A 16,312-nucleotide genomic window follows, 5' to 3' on the forward strand; every position below is an offset into this window, starting at 1 on the left:
AAAAAGGTGTTCTTAGGAATATCGACGAATTAGGAGGATTTGTCATGTTGGAATTTGATACGAATTTAGATTCATTAGCAACGATAAAAGTAATTGGAGTTGGTGGCGGAGGAAATAACGCCGTTAACCGTATGATTGAGCATGGTGTACAAGGTGTTGAATTTATTGCAGTGAATACAGATGCTCAAGCACTAAACCTATCCAAAGCCGAAGTAAAGATGCAAATTGGTGGTAAATTGACAAGAGGGCTTGGTGCAGGTGCCAATCCAGAAGTAGGAAAAAAGGCAGCTGAAGAAAGTAAAGAGCAAGTTGAAGAAGCATTAAAAGGTGCAGATATGGTATTTGTTACTGCTGGAATGGGTGGAGGAACAGGTACTGGTGCTGCTCCTGTAATAGCTCAAATCGCACGTGATTTAGGCGCTTTAACAGTGGGTGTTGTGACAAGGCCTTTTACATTTGAAGGTCGTAAACGTTCTACTCAAGCAGCTGGTGGAATAGCTTCTATGAAAGATGCTGTGGATACATTGATTGTCATCCCTAATGATCGTTTATTAGAAATTGTAGATAAAAGTACACCGATGCTTGAAGCATTCCGTGAAGCAGATAATGTTCTTCGCCAAGGGGTTCAAGGTATTTCAGATTTGATTGCCACACCTGGTTTGATTAACTTGGACTTCGCTGATGTAAAAACAATTATGTCCAATAAAGGTTCTGCACTTATGGGAATCGGATTAGCTGCAGGAGAAAATCGAGCAGCAGAAGCTGCCAAGAAGGCCATCTCTTCTCCATTATTAGAAAAGTCTATTGATGGTGCGCAAGGGGTTCTGATGAATATTACAGGCGGATCAAACTTAAGCTTGTATGAAGTACAAGAAGCAGCAGATATTGTTGCATCAGCATCAGATCAAGATGTTAATATGATCTTTGGTTCTGTTATCAATGAGGATTTGAAGGATGAGATTGTTGTAACAGTTATCGCGACTGGCTTCAATGAAGAAGTTATTCAAACAAAGCCTTCAAAGCCGGCATTCGGCCAGAATAAAGGGAACGTTGGTGTAGGATCACAGGTGCAAAAGCGTGAAACGTATCGTGAACGCGAGCGGGAAGAAGCTGCAACACATGAGCAGCCAACAAGGAATACAGCAAAGGAACATCCAGAAGATACATTAGATATCCCAACGTTTTTAAGAAACCGTAACCGCAGAAGATAATTCAATTTGTGTAAGAAAGCTAATGTCCTAATTTAAGGACATTGGCTTTTTTTTGTTTTAAAAAAAGAATGCCCCACAAATAGATGTACGATTAGTAAAATACTTTTTTATATTAATGTTAATCAAAGATAAGAACTCTCTAAAAAGTTAGTCATATTAAAAACTGCCCCATTTTCGCCATTCCCCCCAGTTGAGACAGACCGCAAAAAACTGACAAAAAAAGAAAAGAATAGTGAAAATTTCTGCTGTTTTACCAACAGAAAGTGACATCTTTATCTTGATGAATAGGCTATACTTTTTTTAGCACATCAATAAGACAGCCACCCATAAGAATATACATTGTTAGTTTTAGGGGGGAAGAAGGCAGATTGGCCATTTATTTAGATATTATTTGGGCATTAAATTTGTTGTTTGATAGTCTTCTCCTATATTTAACGTCTATTCTTCTGAAAATCGAAGTTAAATTATGGAGAATAGCCACAGGAGGTTTGGTAGGCTCAATAATAATCTTATTATCCATTACACCGATTCATGCATACTCCAGTCATCCAATAGGTAAGTGGTTATTTTCTATTTTCATGGTTTTTATTGTATTTGGTTTTAGAAGATTAACATTTTTTATTAAAGCGTTAAGTACATTTTATGCAGTAACCTTTTTAATCGGTGGTAGTTTAATTGCTGTTCATTATTTTATTCAATTTGATTTAGATCTAACATCAACCGTGATGCTTGCATCCGTAAAGGGCTTTGGTGATCCTATTAGCTGGCTGTTCGTATTATTAGGTTTCCCTATTGCCTGGCATTTTTCAAAGAAAAATTATGATTCTATTGAAATGACCAAGATCAATTATGAGTCAAATGTGAATGTCCAAATTCAACTAAAAGGCGAAACTTATGAGTTCCAAGGTCTAATAGATAGTGGTAATCAGCTTTACGATCCATTAACAAGAGTACCTGTGATGATTGTTTCGATTGACCAGTATAAAGAGTCTTTTCCAGAAGCGATTACGACAATGGCAAAAGATCCAGATGGTGCGATAGAAGGCAGGTGGGAAATCCCGAACGATTGGATGTCAGTTGTCCGCGTGATTCCTGCAAAGGTGGTCGGTAACGATAATCAAATGCGACTTGCCCTCAAACCAGAGAAAATTACTTTGGTTAAAGATAATGAAGTCATTGCAGTGGATAAAGGACTAATTTCATTTACTATGCAAAAATTGTCCCCAGAGAATCGCTTTCAATGCATCGTACATCCAAAAATGTTAACAGGTGCAAAGAAGGTTAGTTAAATTGCATGAGAAATAAACCATTATAGGGAGGAGAAAGAGTGCGTAAACTTAAATTTCGCTTATCATATTATTGGTATAAGCTTTTAATGAAATTAGGTTTAAAGACAGATGAAATATATTATATAGGTGGTAGCGAAGCTCTTCCCCCGCCACTTAGTAAAGAAGAAGAAGCAATATTGTTAAACAAGCTTCCTAAAGGAGACCAAGCAGCAAGGTCAATTTTAATTGAACGGAATTTGCGTTTAGTAGTGTATATTGCACGCAAGTTTGAGAATACAGGCATTAATATTGAAGATCTCATTAGTATAGGAACTATTGGCTTAATAAAGGCAGTAAATACTTTTAATCCGGAGAAAAAAATCAAACTGGCTACATATGCCTCACGATGTATTGAAAATGAGATATTAATGTATTTACGTAGAAATAACAAAATTCGCTCGGAAGTCTCGTTTGATGAACCACTTAATATTGATTGGGATGGGAATGAATTATTATTATCAGACGTTCTTGGCACAGAGGAAGATATAATCACTAAGGATTTAGAAGCAAATGTCGATAAAAAGCTTTTAATCAAAGCACTTCATCAATTATCTGATAGAGAAAAACAAATCATGGAATTGCGTTTTGGACTTGGTGAGGATGAGGAAAAAACACAAAAAGATGTTGCCGATATGCTTGGGATTTCTCAATCCTATATTTCAAGATTAGAAAAAAGAATCATTAAACGTTTGAAAAAAGAATTCAATAAAATGGTGTAAAAAAATTTTTTTCGTCGTTGAAATATCTGTTAAATAAAGGATATTTCTTTTTTTTGCAATTTATGCGCATTTTTCTTGTGCATATTTTTCCTTCTCGCGGAGATACTGATTTTTGTACAGCAGCTCCTGTGAGGAGGGAATGGGATTGACTCGAAATAAAGTAGAAATTTGCGGAGTAGATACATCAAAGCTTCCAGTACTAAAGAACGAAGAAATGAGAGCACTCTTCAAGCAAATGCATAATGGAGATATATCAGCAAGGGAGAGCCTAGTAAATGGGAACCTCCGACTCGTTTTAAGTGTCATTCAACGGTTTAATAATAGGGGTGAATTTGTTGATGACTTATTTCAAGTTGGCTGTATCGGTCTTATGAAATCTATTGATAATTTTGATTTAAGCCAAAATGTAAAATTCTCCACTTATGCTGTTCCTATGATTATTGGAGAAATCCGTAGATATTTACGCGATAATAATCCAATAAGGGTATCTCGTTCCTTACGTGATATCGCCTATAAAGCCTTGCAGGTAAGAGAACGCCTAATGAGTAAAACTTCAAAAGAACCAACAGCTGAAGAGATTGCGAAAGAATTGGATATTCCGCATGAAGAAATTGTTTTCGCCCTTGATGCAATACAAGATCCTGTATCACTTTTTGAGCCTATTTATAATGATGGCGGCGACCCAATCTTTGTAATGGATCAACTCAGTGATGAAAAGAATAAGGATATTCAATGGGTAGAAGAGCTTGCACTGAAAGAAGGCATGAGACGCCTGAATGATCGAGAAAAAATGATATTACGCAAAAGGTTTTTTCAAGGAAAAACACAAATGGAAGTTGCTGAAGAAATTGGTATTTCTCAGGCACAGGTCTCACGCTTAGAAAAAGCAGCTATTAAACAAATGAATAAAAATATTCAAAGCTAATATGCCAGGAGAGTTTGACACAAATGTGTTAAGCTCTTTTTTATTTGTATGGATGTGAGTGCTATTCCAAAAAAGATGCTTCCGTGAGAGCTTGCATAACATAAGGGAAAATGTAAGAAATCTCATAGAAAATATATACAAATAGGTAAAACTGGATACAATATTTGATTTGCATTAACGGACAAAAGCAGAAGAACTACTTCGCAAAAAAGTAGGATACACCTACAATACATGCTTGCTTGACAAATATTATAAGTAAACATCTTGAGATCTACTTAGTCTCAAATCACACCAAATTTGAACTCGGTATTTTTAATCTTTCTCAACATATATTGTAATAAAAGGAGGCGTTTTAGATGATGAGGATCTCAAGTTTTCAAATGAAAGATGTTATTAATGTTGCAGATGGTAAGAAGTTAGGATTTATTAGTGATATTGATATCGATGTAGAAACTGGGAAAATAGACTGTATTTTCATTAGTCAACAAAACAAGATGCTTCCTTTTTTTAATAAGCTGGAGGATATTGTGATTGAATGGGGCGATATCTTAAAGATTGGGGAGGACGTGATCCTTGTCCGTTTTCCTCATCAATATCAATTAAATGAACCAAAAGAAGAATATAGCAATCGATAGTTATAGCTGTAAACCTTAATCGCAATATGGTAAACTAAAGAAAAAAATGGGGAAAGTGTATGGAGCCATTTCAATTAACGAATGAAAAATATTTGATCATAAAACATTGGTTTGAAAAATATGGACTTACCTGCGGGTTTACAACTAAAAATGATGGGTATAGTGACAAAGTTTACACATCGCAAAACTTTGGCTTTCATGTAGGTGACCAACAAGTGCATGTTATACAAAATCGAATAGCATTAGCACAAGAATTACAATTTCCATTAGAGAATTGGGTGGGAGCAGAACAAACTCATGGTGTTCATATTGAATATGTTCAAACTAAAGATAGAGGTAAAGGCGCAAAAGAGTATGATACAGCATTTGCTGCTACAGACGCCTTGTTTACAGATGAAAAAGATTTATTATTAACCATGTGTTACGCTGACTGTATTCCACTATATTTCTTTCATCCAAAGAGTCAGCATATGGCTGTTGCTCATGCAGGATGGAAAGGGACGGTCTTTGAAATCGCTAAAAATGCGATTGCTGCCTTCCGTGAAAAAGGAATTCATCCACAAGAGGTCGAAGTTGTTATAGGCCCGGGCATATGTCGCTCTTGTTATATTGTAGATAATCATGTTATTAACAAGGTGAACGATTGCCTAGGAGAAATAGCTCCTAGTGTTTATAATGAAATAGCTAAAGGTCAATATCAATTAGATTTAAAACGATGTAATCAGCTCTTATTGCAGAAATATGGTGTTTTACAAGATAATATTCATACTACTGAATATTGTACAAGCTGTCATGACTCCTTGTTTTTTTCACACCGAAGAGATGACGGAAAAACGGGTAGAATGATGAGCTTTATTGGTTTGCGTGAGGAGGAATAGCATCTTGAATGTACAAACAAACCTAGAGAATATACAGGAAAATATACAAGCTGTTTGTGAGAAAGTTAATCGTTCTAGTGATGAAGTGAAAATTATCGCTGTGACAAAATATGTATCAACAGAAAGAGCGCAGGAGGCAATTGCCGCGGGGGTTAATAACCTTGGAGAAAATCGTGATGAAGGCCTATTAGAAAAACAAGCTGTCATTAAAAATGGGGCTGTTTGGCATTATATCGGAAGCTTACAATCTAGAAAAGTAAAAAATATCATCAATAAGGTGGATTATATCCATTCATTAGATCGTATGTCTCTGGCAAAAGAGATTGAAAAGCGAGCGAATAAACCAATTAAATGCTTTATACAAGTTAATGTGTCTGGAGAAGATTCGAAGCAAGGGTTATCCAAAGAAGAAATCATTCCTTTTGTTAAAGCACTGTCAGATTTTAAACAAATAGAAGTAGTTGGTCTAATGACAATGGCACCACTTACAAGTGATGAGACAGTATTAAGAAATTGTTTTCGAAATTTGAAGTTACTTCAGCAAGAAGTATTATCCCTTCAATTATCTCATGCACCGTGTAAAGAATTATCAATGGGGATGTCCAATGATTATCAAATTGCTATTGAAGAAGGGACAACAATGGTCCGTATAGGAACGGCTTTAGTTGGAAAAGAAAAGTAAGGAGGCTAGGTGCAGATGAGTATAAAATCAAAGTTTAAATCATATTTCTTTTTAGAAGACGAAGAAGACAACTATGAGACAAGAGAAGATGATTACGCTAACAGTAGGGATCGTAAAGAAGAGCAAGAAACAACCTCTGTGCGGGCTTCTCAAAGGCAGCATGCTGCAACAAAACAAAATGTCGTAAGTTTACAATCCGTCCAAGGACAAGGCGGTCAGCAAAAATCATCAAAAGTTGTCCTTGTGGAGCCGCGCGTCTATGCTGAAGCTCAAGAAATTGCTGATCAATTGAAGAATAGAAAAGCTGTTGTGGTTAATCTTCAAAGAATTGATAAAAGCCAGGCAAAGCGCATTGTTGATTTTTTAAGTGGAACTGTGTATGCCATTGGTGGAGATATACAAAAAATTGGAATGGACATCTTTTTATGTACACCTGAAAATGTCGAAGTATCTGGTAATATTTCACAAATAATTCAGGAACAGGAAGAAGAAAACTCGAGGTGGTAAATTAAATATGGCAACTTTATTTTCGATTATTATAACAGCCGTGGAGATTTATTCATGGGCATTGATTATATACATACTCATGTCATGGTTTCCGAATGCAAGAGAATCTAGTATTGGGCAAATTTTAACAAAAATTTGTGAACCCTTTCTTGAACCATTTAGACGTGTCATTCCGCCAATTGGTGGGATGTTAGATATTTCGCCGATTGTAGCCATATTAGTATTAAATTTAGCTACATCCGGAATTAGACAAATATTTTTTTGGATGATGTAGAAAATACGAGCTAATGCTTAGCTCGTATTTTGTTTTTTCAATGACTATTCATCGGGATTCTAAGACAATTGTAAAACAAATAAAAAATAAATGTTATACTATTATACAATTGTTAAACATAGTTAGGCTTTTCTTGCCTAACCAGTTTTAAAGGAGTAAGCAAATGTCAAATCTATATCAACATTTTCGTACGGAAGAGAGAGAGTTTATTGATCAAGTGTTAAGTTGGCGACAAACGGTTGAACAAACGTATGCGCCTAAGCTTACAGATTTTCTCGATCCAAGGGAACAAGATATTTTACACACCATCATTGGTTCTCAAAGTGATGTGCGCGTACAATTTGACGGTGGACATAGAAACGCTGAAAGAAAACGCGCGCTTATTTTTCCAGATTATTTTATACCGGAAATGGACGATTTTCGCTTAGAATTATACCAAGTAAATTATCCGCATAAATTCGTATTAATCGAGCATCCTCAAGTACTTGGAAGCCTGATGTCACTCGGATTGAAAAGAAGTAAATTTGGAGATATTTTGTTTGAAGGTCATACGATACAAGTAATTGTCTCTAAGGAAGTATCCTCTTATATTTCTATGCAATTAGAATCTGTTGGGAAAGCTTCTGTTCAACTTGAAGAAAAGCCATTTGCATCTGTTATCGATGCAAAAGAGCAGTGGCAAGAAAAAGTTTTTACAATGTCATCCTTAAGACTTGATACGCTGATTGCATCGATTTATAATTTTTCTAGACAAAAGGCGCAACAACTCATTTCTGCAAAAAAAGTAAAAGTAAATTGGGCAATGAAAGAAAATGTAGCATTCGATTGCCGTGAGAGTGATACAATTTCAGTAAGAGGCTATGGGCGCTGTAAGGTTATTGCGATTGAGGGAAAAACGAAGAAAGAAAAATGGAAAGTAGTTGTCGGTATACAAAAATAATCTTTTTTAGCTATAATGATTATAGTGTGTTACCGATATAAAATTGAAAGTGTATCGAATTTTATGCAGGAATCTGCAAGAAACTGTCGAATTACATGTTAACAAATGTACATAATTTGACCAACTGATCTAGGAGGTGGCCTTATGCCATTAACACCATTAGATATTCATAACAAAGAGTTCAGCAAAGGTTTTCGTGGATATGATGAAGATGAAGTAAATGAGTTTTTAGATCAAGTGATTAAAGACTATGAAATCATTATTCGTGAGAAGAAGGAATTAGAAGAGCGTTTAAACGACTTAAATGAAAGAGTCGGACATTTTAATACGATCGAAGAGACGTTAAATAAGTCGATTGTTGTTGCGCAAGAAGCTGGGGAAGAAGTGAAGCGAAACGCACAGAAAGAGGCAAAGTTAATTATTCGGGAAGCGGAGAAAAACGCCGATAGGATTGTGAATGAATCATTATCTAAAGCAAGGAAGATTGCGCTAGATATAGAAGATTTGAAAAAGCAATCGAAAGTATTTAGAAATCGTTTTAAAATGTTAATTGAAGCCCAATTAGATATGCTGCAGAATGATGACTGGGACCACTTAATGGAGTATGAGCTAGATACAACAGAATTAAAGTCTACAAAAGAAGAAGAATCTAGAGTATAAGATACTTTTATCTTTTAAGATAAACGACGACTTGACGAAGTTGTATCCTATCGCATATAATCTAGAAAAAACATGATAAAACGATGACAGGGATAGTAGCATTCTATCTTACTTAAAAGAGTGGATTTCCACTTCAGCGATTCAGGGTAGGTGAAAGCCTGATATTAAGAAGAAGAATTTGAACATCACCCTTGAGTTCCTTACTTGAGCTAAAAAGTTAGAGTAAGGCGTAGACGTTCACGTTACGAATTGATTTTTGAGCGGATAGGAATTTCTCTATCTACAAGGGTGGTACCGCGGGAATATATAACCTCTCGTCCCTTTTTTGGGATGAGGGGTTTTTTGTGTTTTTTCCGCGTACCTTATGTATGAACGCTACTTTGGTCATAATGTTATGTAGTATGTTGAGGAGGAAATGAGCTATGGATTACAAAGATACTTTATTAATGCCTAAAACAGATTTCCCAATGAGAGGAAATTTGCCAAAAAGAGAACCTGAAATGCAAACAGAATGGAATGAACAAGATATTTATGCAAAAGTGCTTGAGCGCACAAAAAATCAACCTTTGTTTGTTCTGCATGACGGACCTCCTTATGCGAATGGCGATCTTCATATCGGACATGCATTAAATAAAATTTTAAAAGACTTTATCAACCGCTATAAATCAATGAGTGGTTACCATGCACCATATGTTCCTGGTTGGGATACGCATGGATTACCCATTGAACAAGCATTAACGAATAAAGGTGTAAAACGTAAAGAAATGACGGTAGCAGAATTCCGTAAGCTTTGTGAAGAATATGCGTACGGTCAAATCGAAAATCAACGTGAACAATTCATGCGATTAGGTGTTCGTGGAGATTGGGAAAATCCCTATATTACATTAAAACCTGCCTATGAGGCCCAACAAATTAAAGTTTTTGGTGAGATGGCGAAGAAAGGTTATATCTATAAAGGGAAGAAACCTGTTTACTGGTCACCATCATCTGAGTCTGCATTAGCTGAAGCTGAGATTGAATATAAAGATAAGCAATCCGCTTCCATTTATGTAGGATTCAAAGTGAAAGATGGCAAAGATGTTTTAACTGATGACGTACGTATTATTATTTGGACAACCACTCCTTGGACAATGCCAGCTAACTTAGGTATTTCTGTCCACCCGAAACTAAAATATGTTGTCGTTGAAGTGGATAACGAAAAATATTTAGTAGCTGAAGACCTGCTAGCGACAGTGTCAGAAGAGATTGGCTGGGAAAATCCTAAGGTCGTTCAAACCATTCAAGGTAGTGACTTAGAATATGTGACTGCTGAACATCCATTATATGGCCGTGATTCACTTGTTATGCTTGGTGACCATGTAACTACAGACGCTGGTACTGGTTGTGTTCATACGGCTCCAGGACATGGTGAAGACGACTTTTACATCGGAAGTAAATATGGCTTAGATGTATTATGTCCAGTAGATGATAAAGGTGTAATGACAGAAGAAGCACCTGGCTTTGAAGGTCTTTTCTATGATAAGGCGAATAAACCAATCACTGAAAAATTAGAAGAAGTCGGCGCGTTATTGAAGCTTTCTTTTATCAAGCATTCTTATCCACATGATTGGCGTACAAAAAAACCAGTTATTTTCCGTGCAACGGCTCAATGGTTTGCTTCAATTAAAGATTTTAGACAGGAATTATTGCAAGCAATTAATGATACAACATTTACACCAGCATGGGGCGAAACAAGGCTTTATAATATGGTTCGTGATCGTGGCGATTGGTGTATTTCTAGACAGCGCGCATGGGGTGTGCCAATTCCTGTCTTCTATGCAGAAAATGGAGAAGAGATTATTACAGACGAAACCATTAATCATGTATCCAACCTATTTAGAGAGCACGGTTCTAATGTGTGGTTTGAAAAAGAGGCAAAGGAATTATTGCCTGAAGGATTTACTCATCCAGGTAGCCCAAATGGTGTATTTACAAAAGAAACTGATATTATGGATGTGTGGTTTGATTCAGGTTCTTCGCATCAAGCAGTATTGCTAGAGCGTGAAGATTTACAAAGACCAGCAGATCTTTATCTAGAAGGGTCTGACCAATATAGAGGTTGGTTTAACTCATCATTATCAACAGGTGTCGCTGTAACTGGTAAGGCGCCATATAAAGGCATCTTAAGTCACGGCTTTGTTTTAGATGGTGAAGGGAGAAAAATGAGTAAGTCAATTGGTAATGTCATTGTACCTTCAAAAGTGATGAACCAATTAGGTGCAGATATTTTAAGACTATGGGTTGCATCAGTTGATTACCAAGCAGATGTAAGAGTATCTGATCCAATCTTAAAACAAGTAGCAGAAGTTTACCGTAAAATTAGAAACACTTTCCGCTTCTTATTAGGAAACTTAGCTGATTTTGATCCAGCAGTACATCGCGTTTCTTATGATGATTTACGTGAAGTCGATCAGTTTATGTTAGTGAAGTTAAATAAACTAATCGAAACATCGCTTCAATCATATGAGAACTATGAATTTGCAGGTATTTACCATGCTGTGAATAATTTCTGCACATTAGACTTAAGTTCGTTCTATTTAGACTTTGCGAAAGATGTGTTGTACATTGAAGCGCAAGATCAACATGATCGTCGTGCGATTCAAACAGTGCTTTATGATAGCTTAGTTGCCCTTACTAAGCTTGTATCACCGATTCTTTCTCATACAGCTGATGAAGTGTGGCGTCACATTCCAAGCGTGGAAGAGATGAGTGTTCAATTGACAGATATGCCGTCAGTAGAAACTTTTGCCAATGCGGAAGAATTAACGGCAAAATGGACAGCATTCATGAAACTAAGAAATCATGTCCTAAAAGCTCTAGAAGAAGCACGAAATGAAAAAGTAATCGGTAAATCATTGACAGCAAAAGTAACGTTGTATGTCGATAACGAAACCAATTCATTACTTGATTCTATTTCAGAGAGCCTACCACAACTCTTTATCGTTTCTGCATTTGAAGTGGCAGGCAGCTTAGAACAAGCACCAAATGAAGCACATAAATTTGACAATGTAGCAATCCTAGTTTCCAAAGCTGAAGGCGAAACATGTGAACGTTGTTGGACTGTCACACCAGAAGTTGGGGAAGTAGATGAATTTTCAACACTCTGCCCACGTTGTGCTACTGTCGTGAAAGAAAACTATAGCCATTTGAGCTAAGTGGTACTAGGTTAAAAAGAACTACCCTAATTTTGGCCCGGACGAACCGTTCGGGTCTTTTTCTAATTATATAAGAAGAATGAATGAAGATAGAAAATGAAGTAAAGCTAAATGACTTTTGCCTTATTTATAATAAAAGCGACTGTAACAAAATGCATCAGATGAAGAAAATGTTAGCCAATATTTTAGTGCATCATTTTTATTATGTCTCGGCTTTTCACACTTTCCATTTCTTTAATCCTTCTTGATTATGAGTAAAAACTAATAAAATTTTCCTCAACCTGCAAAACTTGTTCACCTTGTAAAATCTTTAGAGGCGTTCAAAATTAGCCAGTTGCTCATAATAACTTTATGAACAATCTTGTAGGATGAAGGGGGATTTTTTTGAACAATCAACCACATGTTATTCCACTAATTGAAGAGCTTCGTAATACGAGACAAGAGTTACTTGAGAGGTTAATGCAAAGTAATCTTCACCCCTTTATAAATGAAATGATATTAGATGAATTATATGATGTTGAAAAGGCGATTGAGAAGTATGAAAATGGCCAATTCGGCACATGTGAAATTTCTGGTGAGTTTTTGCCAGAAGATTTATTAACATTAATCCCTACGTTAAAAACAATGGACGATTGTCAGTCTCTTAAAAGGTTCTATCGTAAAGCCCTTTATGATTAAAACGATCGCTTAAAGAGCAAAGCTACCGTTTTTTATGGGTTTATGCTAAAATGCAAAGGTATACAAATGAATATTGGAGGTTGCCTTTGTGTTTTTCTACATAATCGCTTTATTGATTATTGCTTTTGATCAATGGACTAAATGGTTAATTGTCAAGAATTTTACGCTTGGTGAAAGTATTACTGTCATTGAAGATTTTCTGTATATTACTTCCCATCGGAACACAGGTGCAGCCTGGGGAATATTAGAAGGTCAAATGTGGTTCTTTTATTTGATTACTGTTATTGTCATCATCGGAATCATTTATTATATGCAAACACATGCGAAGGGAAAATGGCTTCTTCAGCTCTCATTAGCACTTATATTAGGTGGTGCAATTGGAAACTTTATTGATCGTCTTTGGCGAAAAGAAGTGGTTGATTTTATTCATACTTTCCCGTTCGGATATAACTTCCCGATATTTAATGTTGCGGACTCCTCTCTATGTGTAGGTGTCGTGTTGTTATTAATACAGATGATACGAGAGGAAAGAGAAGTGAAAAAGGAGAAAGCAAATGAGCAAAGTGGAACATAATGTCACCGATAATCAAGCGGGTGATCGAATTGATAAGGTGCTGGCTAATCTGAATGCAGAATGGTCAAGAACACAAGTACAAGAATGGATAAAAGCAGGACATGTGCTTGTCAATGGTAATAAAGTGAAAACAAATTATAAAGTAGTAAATGAAGACCATCTTGATATTATTATTCCTGATCCAGAGCCATTAGATGTAGTTGCTGAGGATATGGACTTGGATATTTATTATGAAGATAGTGATGTTTTAGTTGTCAATAAACCGAGGGGAATGGTTGTACACCCTGCGGCTGGGCATGGAACAGGTACTTTGGTAAACGGTTTATTAGCACATTGTAAAGACTTATCAGGTATAAATGGGGTTATGAGACCAGGTATTGTCCATCGCATTGATAAGGACACTTCCGGCCTTCTGATGGTTGCTAAAAATGATCTTGCCCATGAGAAGTTAGTAGATCAACTTGTTAATAAGACGGTGACGAGAAAATATAAAGCGATTGTTCACGGCGTTGTCAATCATGATCATGGCACAATTGATGCCCCAATTGGGAGAGATACGAAAGATCGTCAAAGTATGACGGTGGTTGATAGTGGTAAACATGCTGTAACGCATTTTAATGTTATCGACCGTTTTAAAGATTTTACTTTGATAGAATGTCAACTCGAAACGGGAAGAACGCATCAAATACGTGTTCATATGAAATATATTGGCTTTCCATTAGCTGGCGATCCGAAATATGGGCCGCGAAAAACGGTTGAATTCGGCGGACAAGTGCTTCATGCAGGTGTGTTAGGGTTTAATCATCCAAGAACAGGTGAGTACCTTGAATTTACTGCACCATTGCCAACGGATTTTAAACAGCTAATTGCTATGTTGGAAAAATAATAGTTGACACATAAGTTGAAGTGTTATAAGATGAATTCAGTTAAATAAGTCCTTTAAGAACAGTCCCGTGAGGCTGGGAAGGAAACGGTATGAACATACGGTTGTTGTATGTTCAAATAAAGTACAATCGTTTACCCTCTCGTCCTTAGGTGAGAGGGTTTTTTAGTATAAAATGAGGTGAAAAAGATGTCACAAAAAGCCATTGTACTGGACGAACAAGCGATAAGAAGAGCACTAACAAGAATAGCTCATGAAATGATTGAAAAGAATAAGGGCATAGAGGATTGTGTACTTATTGGAATAAAGACAAGAGGAATTTATATTGCTAATCGCTTAGCAAAGCGAATAGAAGAAATTGAAGGTGCCAAAGTTTCGGTTGGTGAAATTGACATTACGCTATATAGAGATGACTTATCAAAGAAGACAGATAATCAAGAACCACTCGTTAAGGGTTCAAATATCCCGATTGATATTAACGATAAGAAAGTGATTGTTATTGATGATGTCCTTTATACTGGAAGAACGGTAAGAGCAGCATTAGATGCTTTAATTGATATAGGTAGACCTTCAGCTATCCAATTAGGTGTGCTTGTCGATCGTGGTCATAGAGAATTACCGATTAGAGCCGATTATGTGGGGAAAAATATTCCAACTTCAAGTTCGGAAAAAATAGTTGTCGAACTAAATGAAATTGATCAAACAGATCAAGTTAGTATTTTTGAAAAATAAATGAGCCCTTTTTAAATGCAGTCCAGAGAGGCTGACAAAGGGGGAAGTAATAGACTGCTCCTGTCTATGCTTACCAACCCTCTTTGTCCGCAGGCAAAGAGGGTTTTATATTAAAGGGGAGAAATACCACCATGAATAAACCAGTATTAGACATACATGATAAACCAACGCCAGTACATTGGCTCACCCTTAGCTTACAGCATTTATTCGCCATGTTTGGTGCGACCATCTTAGTACCATACTTAGTAGGATTAAGTCCGGCTATTGCACTAATCTCAAGTGGTATCGGAACACTTGCCTTCCTAATGATTACAAAATGGAAAGTACCAGCTTACCTAGGTTCGTCTTTCGCATTTATTATTCCTATACAGACGGCTCAGCTCGAAGGTGGACCTGGTGCTGCTATGATAGGAAGCTTTATGGCAGGTCTCGTTTATGGGATTGTCGCTCTTATTATTAAGCAAGCAGGTTATCGTTGGATTTTAAAATTATTACCACCAATTGTTACAGGACCTGTTATTATCGTTATCGGACTTGCGTTATCAGGAACAGCGATAGACATGGCAATGAACAACCCCGTAACAGGAGAATATAGCATGCTTCACTTCTCGGCAGCTTTAATTACACTTGCTGCTACAGTAGTTATCTCAGTATATGGAAAAGGGATGTTTGGAATGATTCCGATTCTTGCTGGTATAATTATCGGTTATGTATACTCACTCATGATTGGTATTGTTGACTTCTCAGTGGTTGCAAAAGCTGCATGGTTTGAAATGCCTGAATTTATCTTTCCTGTGATGGATTATGATATCAGAATTACTCTTGATCTTGCTCTATTGATGATCCCGGTAGCTGTTGTCACTCTTTCTGAACATATCGGTCATCAACTTGTACTCGGAAAAGTCGTTGGCAAAGACTATATTAAAGACCCAGGCTTACATCGCTCAATCTTAGGTGATGGGATGGGAACAATGTTATCAGCACTAATAGGAGGGCCACCGAAAACAACCTATGGAGAAAATATCGGTGTACTTGCGATCACCAAAATTTACAGTGTTTATGTAATTGCAGGTGCAGCAGTGATTGCCATCGTCTTCGGTTTTGTCGGAAAAGTAACAGCTTTAATAAGTTCAATACCGACACCTGTTATGGGCGGTGTTTCAATCCTTCTATTCGGTATCATAGCTTCTTCAGGATTAAGGATGCTTGTAGATAATAAAGTAGACTTTGGTAATAACCGTAACTTAGCTATCGCCTCTGTTATCTTAGTATTAGGAATTGGCGGTGCGCATTTACAACTTTGGGTATTCAACTTAGAGGGAATGGCGATTGCTGCAATTGCTGGGGTTATACTCAACTTAGTCTTACCGGGTAAACCGGAAGTAGATGAGAATATGTTTGAAAACTAATTACGCCTTTTAAAAGGAATCCAGAGAGGTTCCTAAGGGTGTTGAAGAGCTCAGTTCAAAGTGGGAAGAAAAATCCCACCTTT

At 36.7% G+C, this 16,312-nt stretch carries 17 protein-coding genes and 1 other annotated feature; all 17 genes read left to right on the forward strand.

Features of this window, described 5'->3' with window-relative positions; genetic code table 11:
* The first annotated feature begins 44 nt into the window (after window positions 1–44).
* The 17 genes from ftsZ (at window position 45) to LG276_RS09870 (ending at window position 16,229) form a co-directional block, all read left to right on the forward strand.
* Window positions 45–1,211: a cell division protein FtsZ gene (gene ftsZ, locus LG276_RS09790; RefSeq protein ID WP_224938540.1), complete on the forward strand. Its 1,167-nt coding sequence runs from the start codon at window positions 45–47 to the stop codon at window positions 1,209–1,211.
* A 368-nt stretch (window positions 1,212–1,579) separates the two neighbouring features.
* Window positions 1,580–2,500, forward strand: coding sequence for a sigma-E processing peptidase SpoIIGA (gene spoIIGA, locus LG276_RS09795; RefSeq protein WP_224938541.1), 921 nt, complete (start codon window positions 1,580–1,582; stop codon window positions 2,498–2,500).
* 38 nt (window positions 2,501–2,538) lie between these two features.
* Complete coding sequence (sigE, locus tag LG276_RS09800; RefSeq protein WP_095369607.1) at window positions 2,539–3,258, forward strand: RNA polymerase sporulation sigma factor SigE; 720 nt, start codon at window positions 2,539–2,541, stop codon at window positions 3,256–3,258.
* A gap of 145 nt (window positions 3,259–3,403) precedes the next feature.
* Window positions 3,404–4,183: an RNA polymerase sporulation sigma factor SigG gene (sigG, locus tag LG276_RS09805; RefSeq protein WP_191812371.1), complete on the forward strand. Its 780-nt coding sequence runs from the start codon at window positions 3,404–3,406 to the stop codon at window positions 4,181–4,183.
* A gap of 356 nt (window positions 4,184–4,539) precedes the next feature.
* The gene (locus LG276_RS09810) at window positions 4,540–4,818 is read left to right on the forward strand and encodes a YlmC/YmxH family sporulation protein (RefSeq protein WP_224938542.1); all 279 of its coding nucleotides are present in this window, start codon (window positions 4,540–4,542) and stop codon (window positions 4,816–4,818) included.
* 59 nt (window positions 4,819–4,877) lie between these two features.
* Window positions 4,878–5,696: a peptidoglycan editing factor PgeF gene (gene pgeF / locus LG276_RS09815; RefSeq protein ID WP_224938543.1), complete on the forward strand. Its 819-nt coding sequence runs from the start codon at window positions 4,878–4,880 to the stop codon at window positions 5,694–5,696.
* A 4-nt stretch (window positions 5,697–5,700) separates the two neighbouring features.
* Window positions 5,701–6,378 (forward strand): YggS family pyridoxal phosphate-dependent enzyme, encoded by a 678-nt coding sequence (locus tag LG276_RS09820; protein WP_224938544.1) that lies wholly within the window; start codon window positions 5,701–5,703, stop codon window positions 6,376–6,378.
* A 15-nt stretch (window positions 6,379–6,393) separates the two neighbouring features.
* Window positions 6,394–6,885, forward strand: a complete 492-nt coding sequence (locus tag LG276_RS09825) for a cell division protein SepF (protein WP_404294229.1) — start codon at window positions 6,394–6,396, stop codon at window positions 6,883–6,885.
* Window positions 6,886–6,892: 7 nt separating this feature from the next.
* Window positions 6,893–7,159, forward strand: a complete 267-nt coding sequence (locus LG276_RS09830; RefSeq protein ID WP_224938546.1) for a YggT family protein — start codon at window positions 6,893–6,895, stop codon at window positions 7,157–7,159.
* Between the two features lie 163 nt (window positions 7,160–7,322).
* Window positions 7,323–8,099: an RNA-binding protein gene (locus LG276_RS09835; protein WP_224938547.1), complete on the forward strand. Its 777-nt coding sequence runs from the start codon at window positions 7,323–7,325 to the stop codon at window positions 8,097–8,099.
* Window positions 8,100–8,243: 144 nt separating this feature from the next.
* On the forward strand, window positions 8,244–8,759 hold the full coding sequence (locus LG276_RS09840) for a DivIVA domain-containing protein (RefSeq protein WP_095369599.1): 516 nt from the start codon (window positions 8,244–8,246) through the stop codon (window positions 8,757–8,759).
* Window positions 8,760–8,833: 74 nt separating this feature from the next.
* Window positions 8,834–9,084 (forward strand) — a binding site (T-box leader).
* Between the two features lie 97 nt (window positions 9,085–9,181).
* The gene (gene ileS / locus LG276_RS09845; RefSeq protein ID WP_224938548.1) at window positions 9,182–11,953 is read left to right on the forward strand and encodes an isoleucine--tRNA ligase; all 2,772 of its coding nucleotides are present in this window, start codon (window positions 9,182–9,184) and stop codon (window positions 11,951–11,953) included.
* Window positions 11,954–12,337: 384 nt separating this feature from the next.
* Window positions 12,338–12,631 (forward strand): hypothetical protein, encoded by a 294-nt coding sequence (locus tag LG276_RS09850; protein ID WP_224938549.1) that lies wholly within the window; start codon window positions 12,338–12,340, stop codon window positions 12,629–12,631.
* Window positions 12,632–12,719: 88 nt separating this feature from the next.
* Window positions 12,720–13,205, forward strand: a complete 486-nt coding sequence (gene lspA, locus LG276_RS09855) for a signal peptidase II (RefSeq protein WP_095369597.1) — start codon at window positions 12,720–12,722, stop codon at window positions 13,203–13,205.
* Complete coding sequence (locus LG276_RS09860; protein WP_224938550.1) at window positions 13,186–14,091, forward strand: RluA family pseudouridine synthase; 906 nt, start codon at window positions 13,186–13,188, stop codon at window positions 14,089–14,091. The genes lspA and LG276_RS09860 overlap by 20 nt, the downstream gene beginning before the upstream one ends.
* A gap of 186 nt (window positions 14,092–14,277) precedes the next feature.
* On the forward strand, window positions 14,278–14,820 hold the full coding sequence (pyrR, locus tag LG276_RS09865; protein ID WP_224938551.1) for a bifunctional pyr operon transcriptional regulator/uracil phosphoribosyltransferase PyrR: 543 nt from the start codon (window positions 14,278–14,280) through the stop codon (window positions 14,818–14,820).
* A gap of 131 nt (window positions 14,821–14,951) precedes the next feature.
* Window positions 14,952–16,229, forward strand: a complete 1,278-nt coding sequence (locus LG276_RS09870; protein WP_224938552.1) for a uracil-xanthine permease family protein — start codon at window positions 14,952–14,954, stop codon at window positions 16,227–16,229.
* Window positions 16,230–16,312 lie beyond the last annotated feature (83 nt).

It is taken from the genome of Cytobacillus kochii (assembly GCF_044790165.1).
Classification (GTDB): domain Bacteria; phylum Bacillota; class Bacilli; order Bacillales; family Cytobacillaceae; genus Cytobacillus; species Cytobacillus kochii.

Excerpts from the sequence above, each read along its gene's own strand:
- LG276_RS09830 (WP_224938546.1), top strand. The coding sequence starts at position 6,893 with ATGGCAACTTTATTTTCGATTATTATAACAGCCGTGGAGATTTATTCA.
- pyrR (WP_224938551.1), top strand. The coding sequence starts at position 14,278 with ATGTCACAAAAAGCCATTGTACTGGACGAACAAGCGATAAGAAGAGCA.
- pgeF (WP_224938543.1), top strand. The coding sequence starts at position 4,878 with ATGGAGCCATTTCAATTAACGAATGAAAAATATTTGATCATAAAACAT.
- LG276_RS09840 (WP_095369599.1), top strand. The coding sequence starts at position 8,244 with ATGCCATTAACACCATTAGATATTCATAACAAAGAGTTCAGCAAAGGT.
- LG276_RS09810 (WP_224938542.1), top strand. The coding sequence starts at position 4,540 with ATGATGAGGATCTCAAGTTTTCAAATGAAAGATGTTATTAATGTTGCA.
- ftsZ (WP_224938540.1), top strand. The coding sequence starts at position 45 with ATGTTGGAATTTGATACGAATTTAGATTCATTAGCAACGATAAAAGTA.
- LG276_RS09860 (WP_224938550.1), top strand. The coding sequence starts at position 13,186 with ATGAGCAAAGTGGAACATAATGTCACCGATAATCAAGCGGGTGATCGA.
- LG276_RS09870 (WP_224938552.1), top strand. The coding sequence starts at position 14,952 with ATGAATAAACCAGTATTAGACATACATGATAAACCAACGCCAGTACAT.
- LG276_RS09825 (WP_404294229.1), top strand. The coding sequence starts at position 6,394 with ATGAGTATAAAATCAAAGTTTAAATCATATTTCTTTTTAGAAGACGAA.
- ileS (WP_224938548.1), top strand. The coding sequence starts at position 9,182 with ATGGATTACAAAGATACTTTATTAATGCCTAAAACAGATTTCCCAATG.
- LG276_RS09835 (WP_224938547.1), top strand. The coding sequence starts at position 7,323 with ATGTCAAATCTATATCAACATTTTCGTACGGAAGAGAGAGAGTTTATT.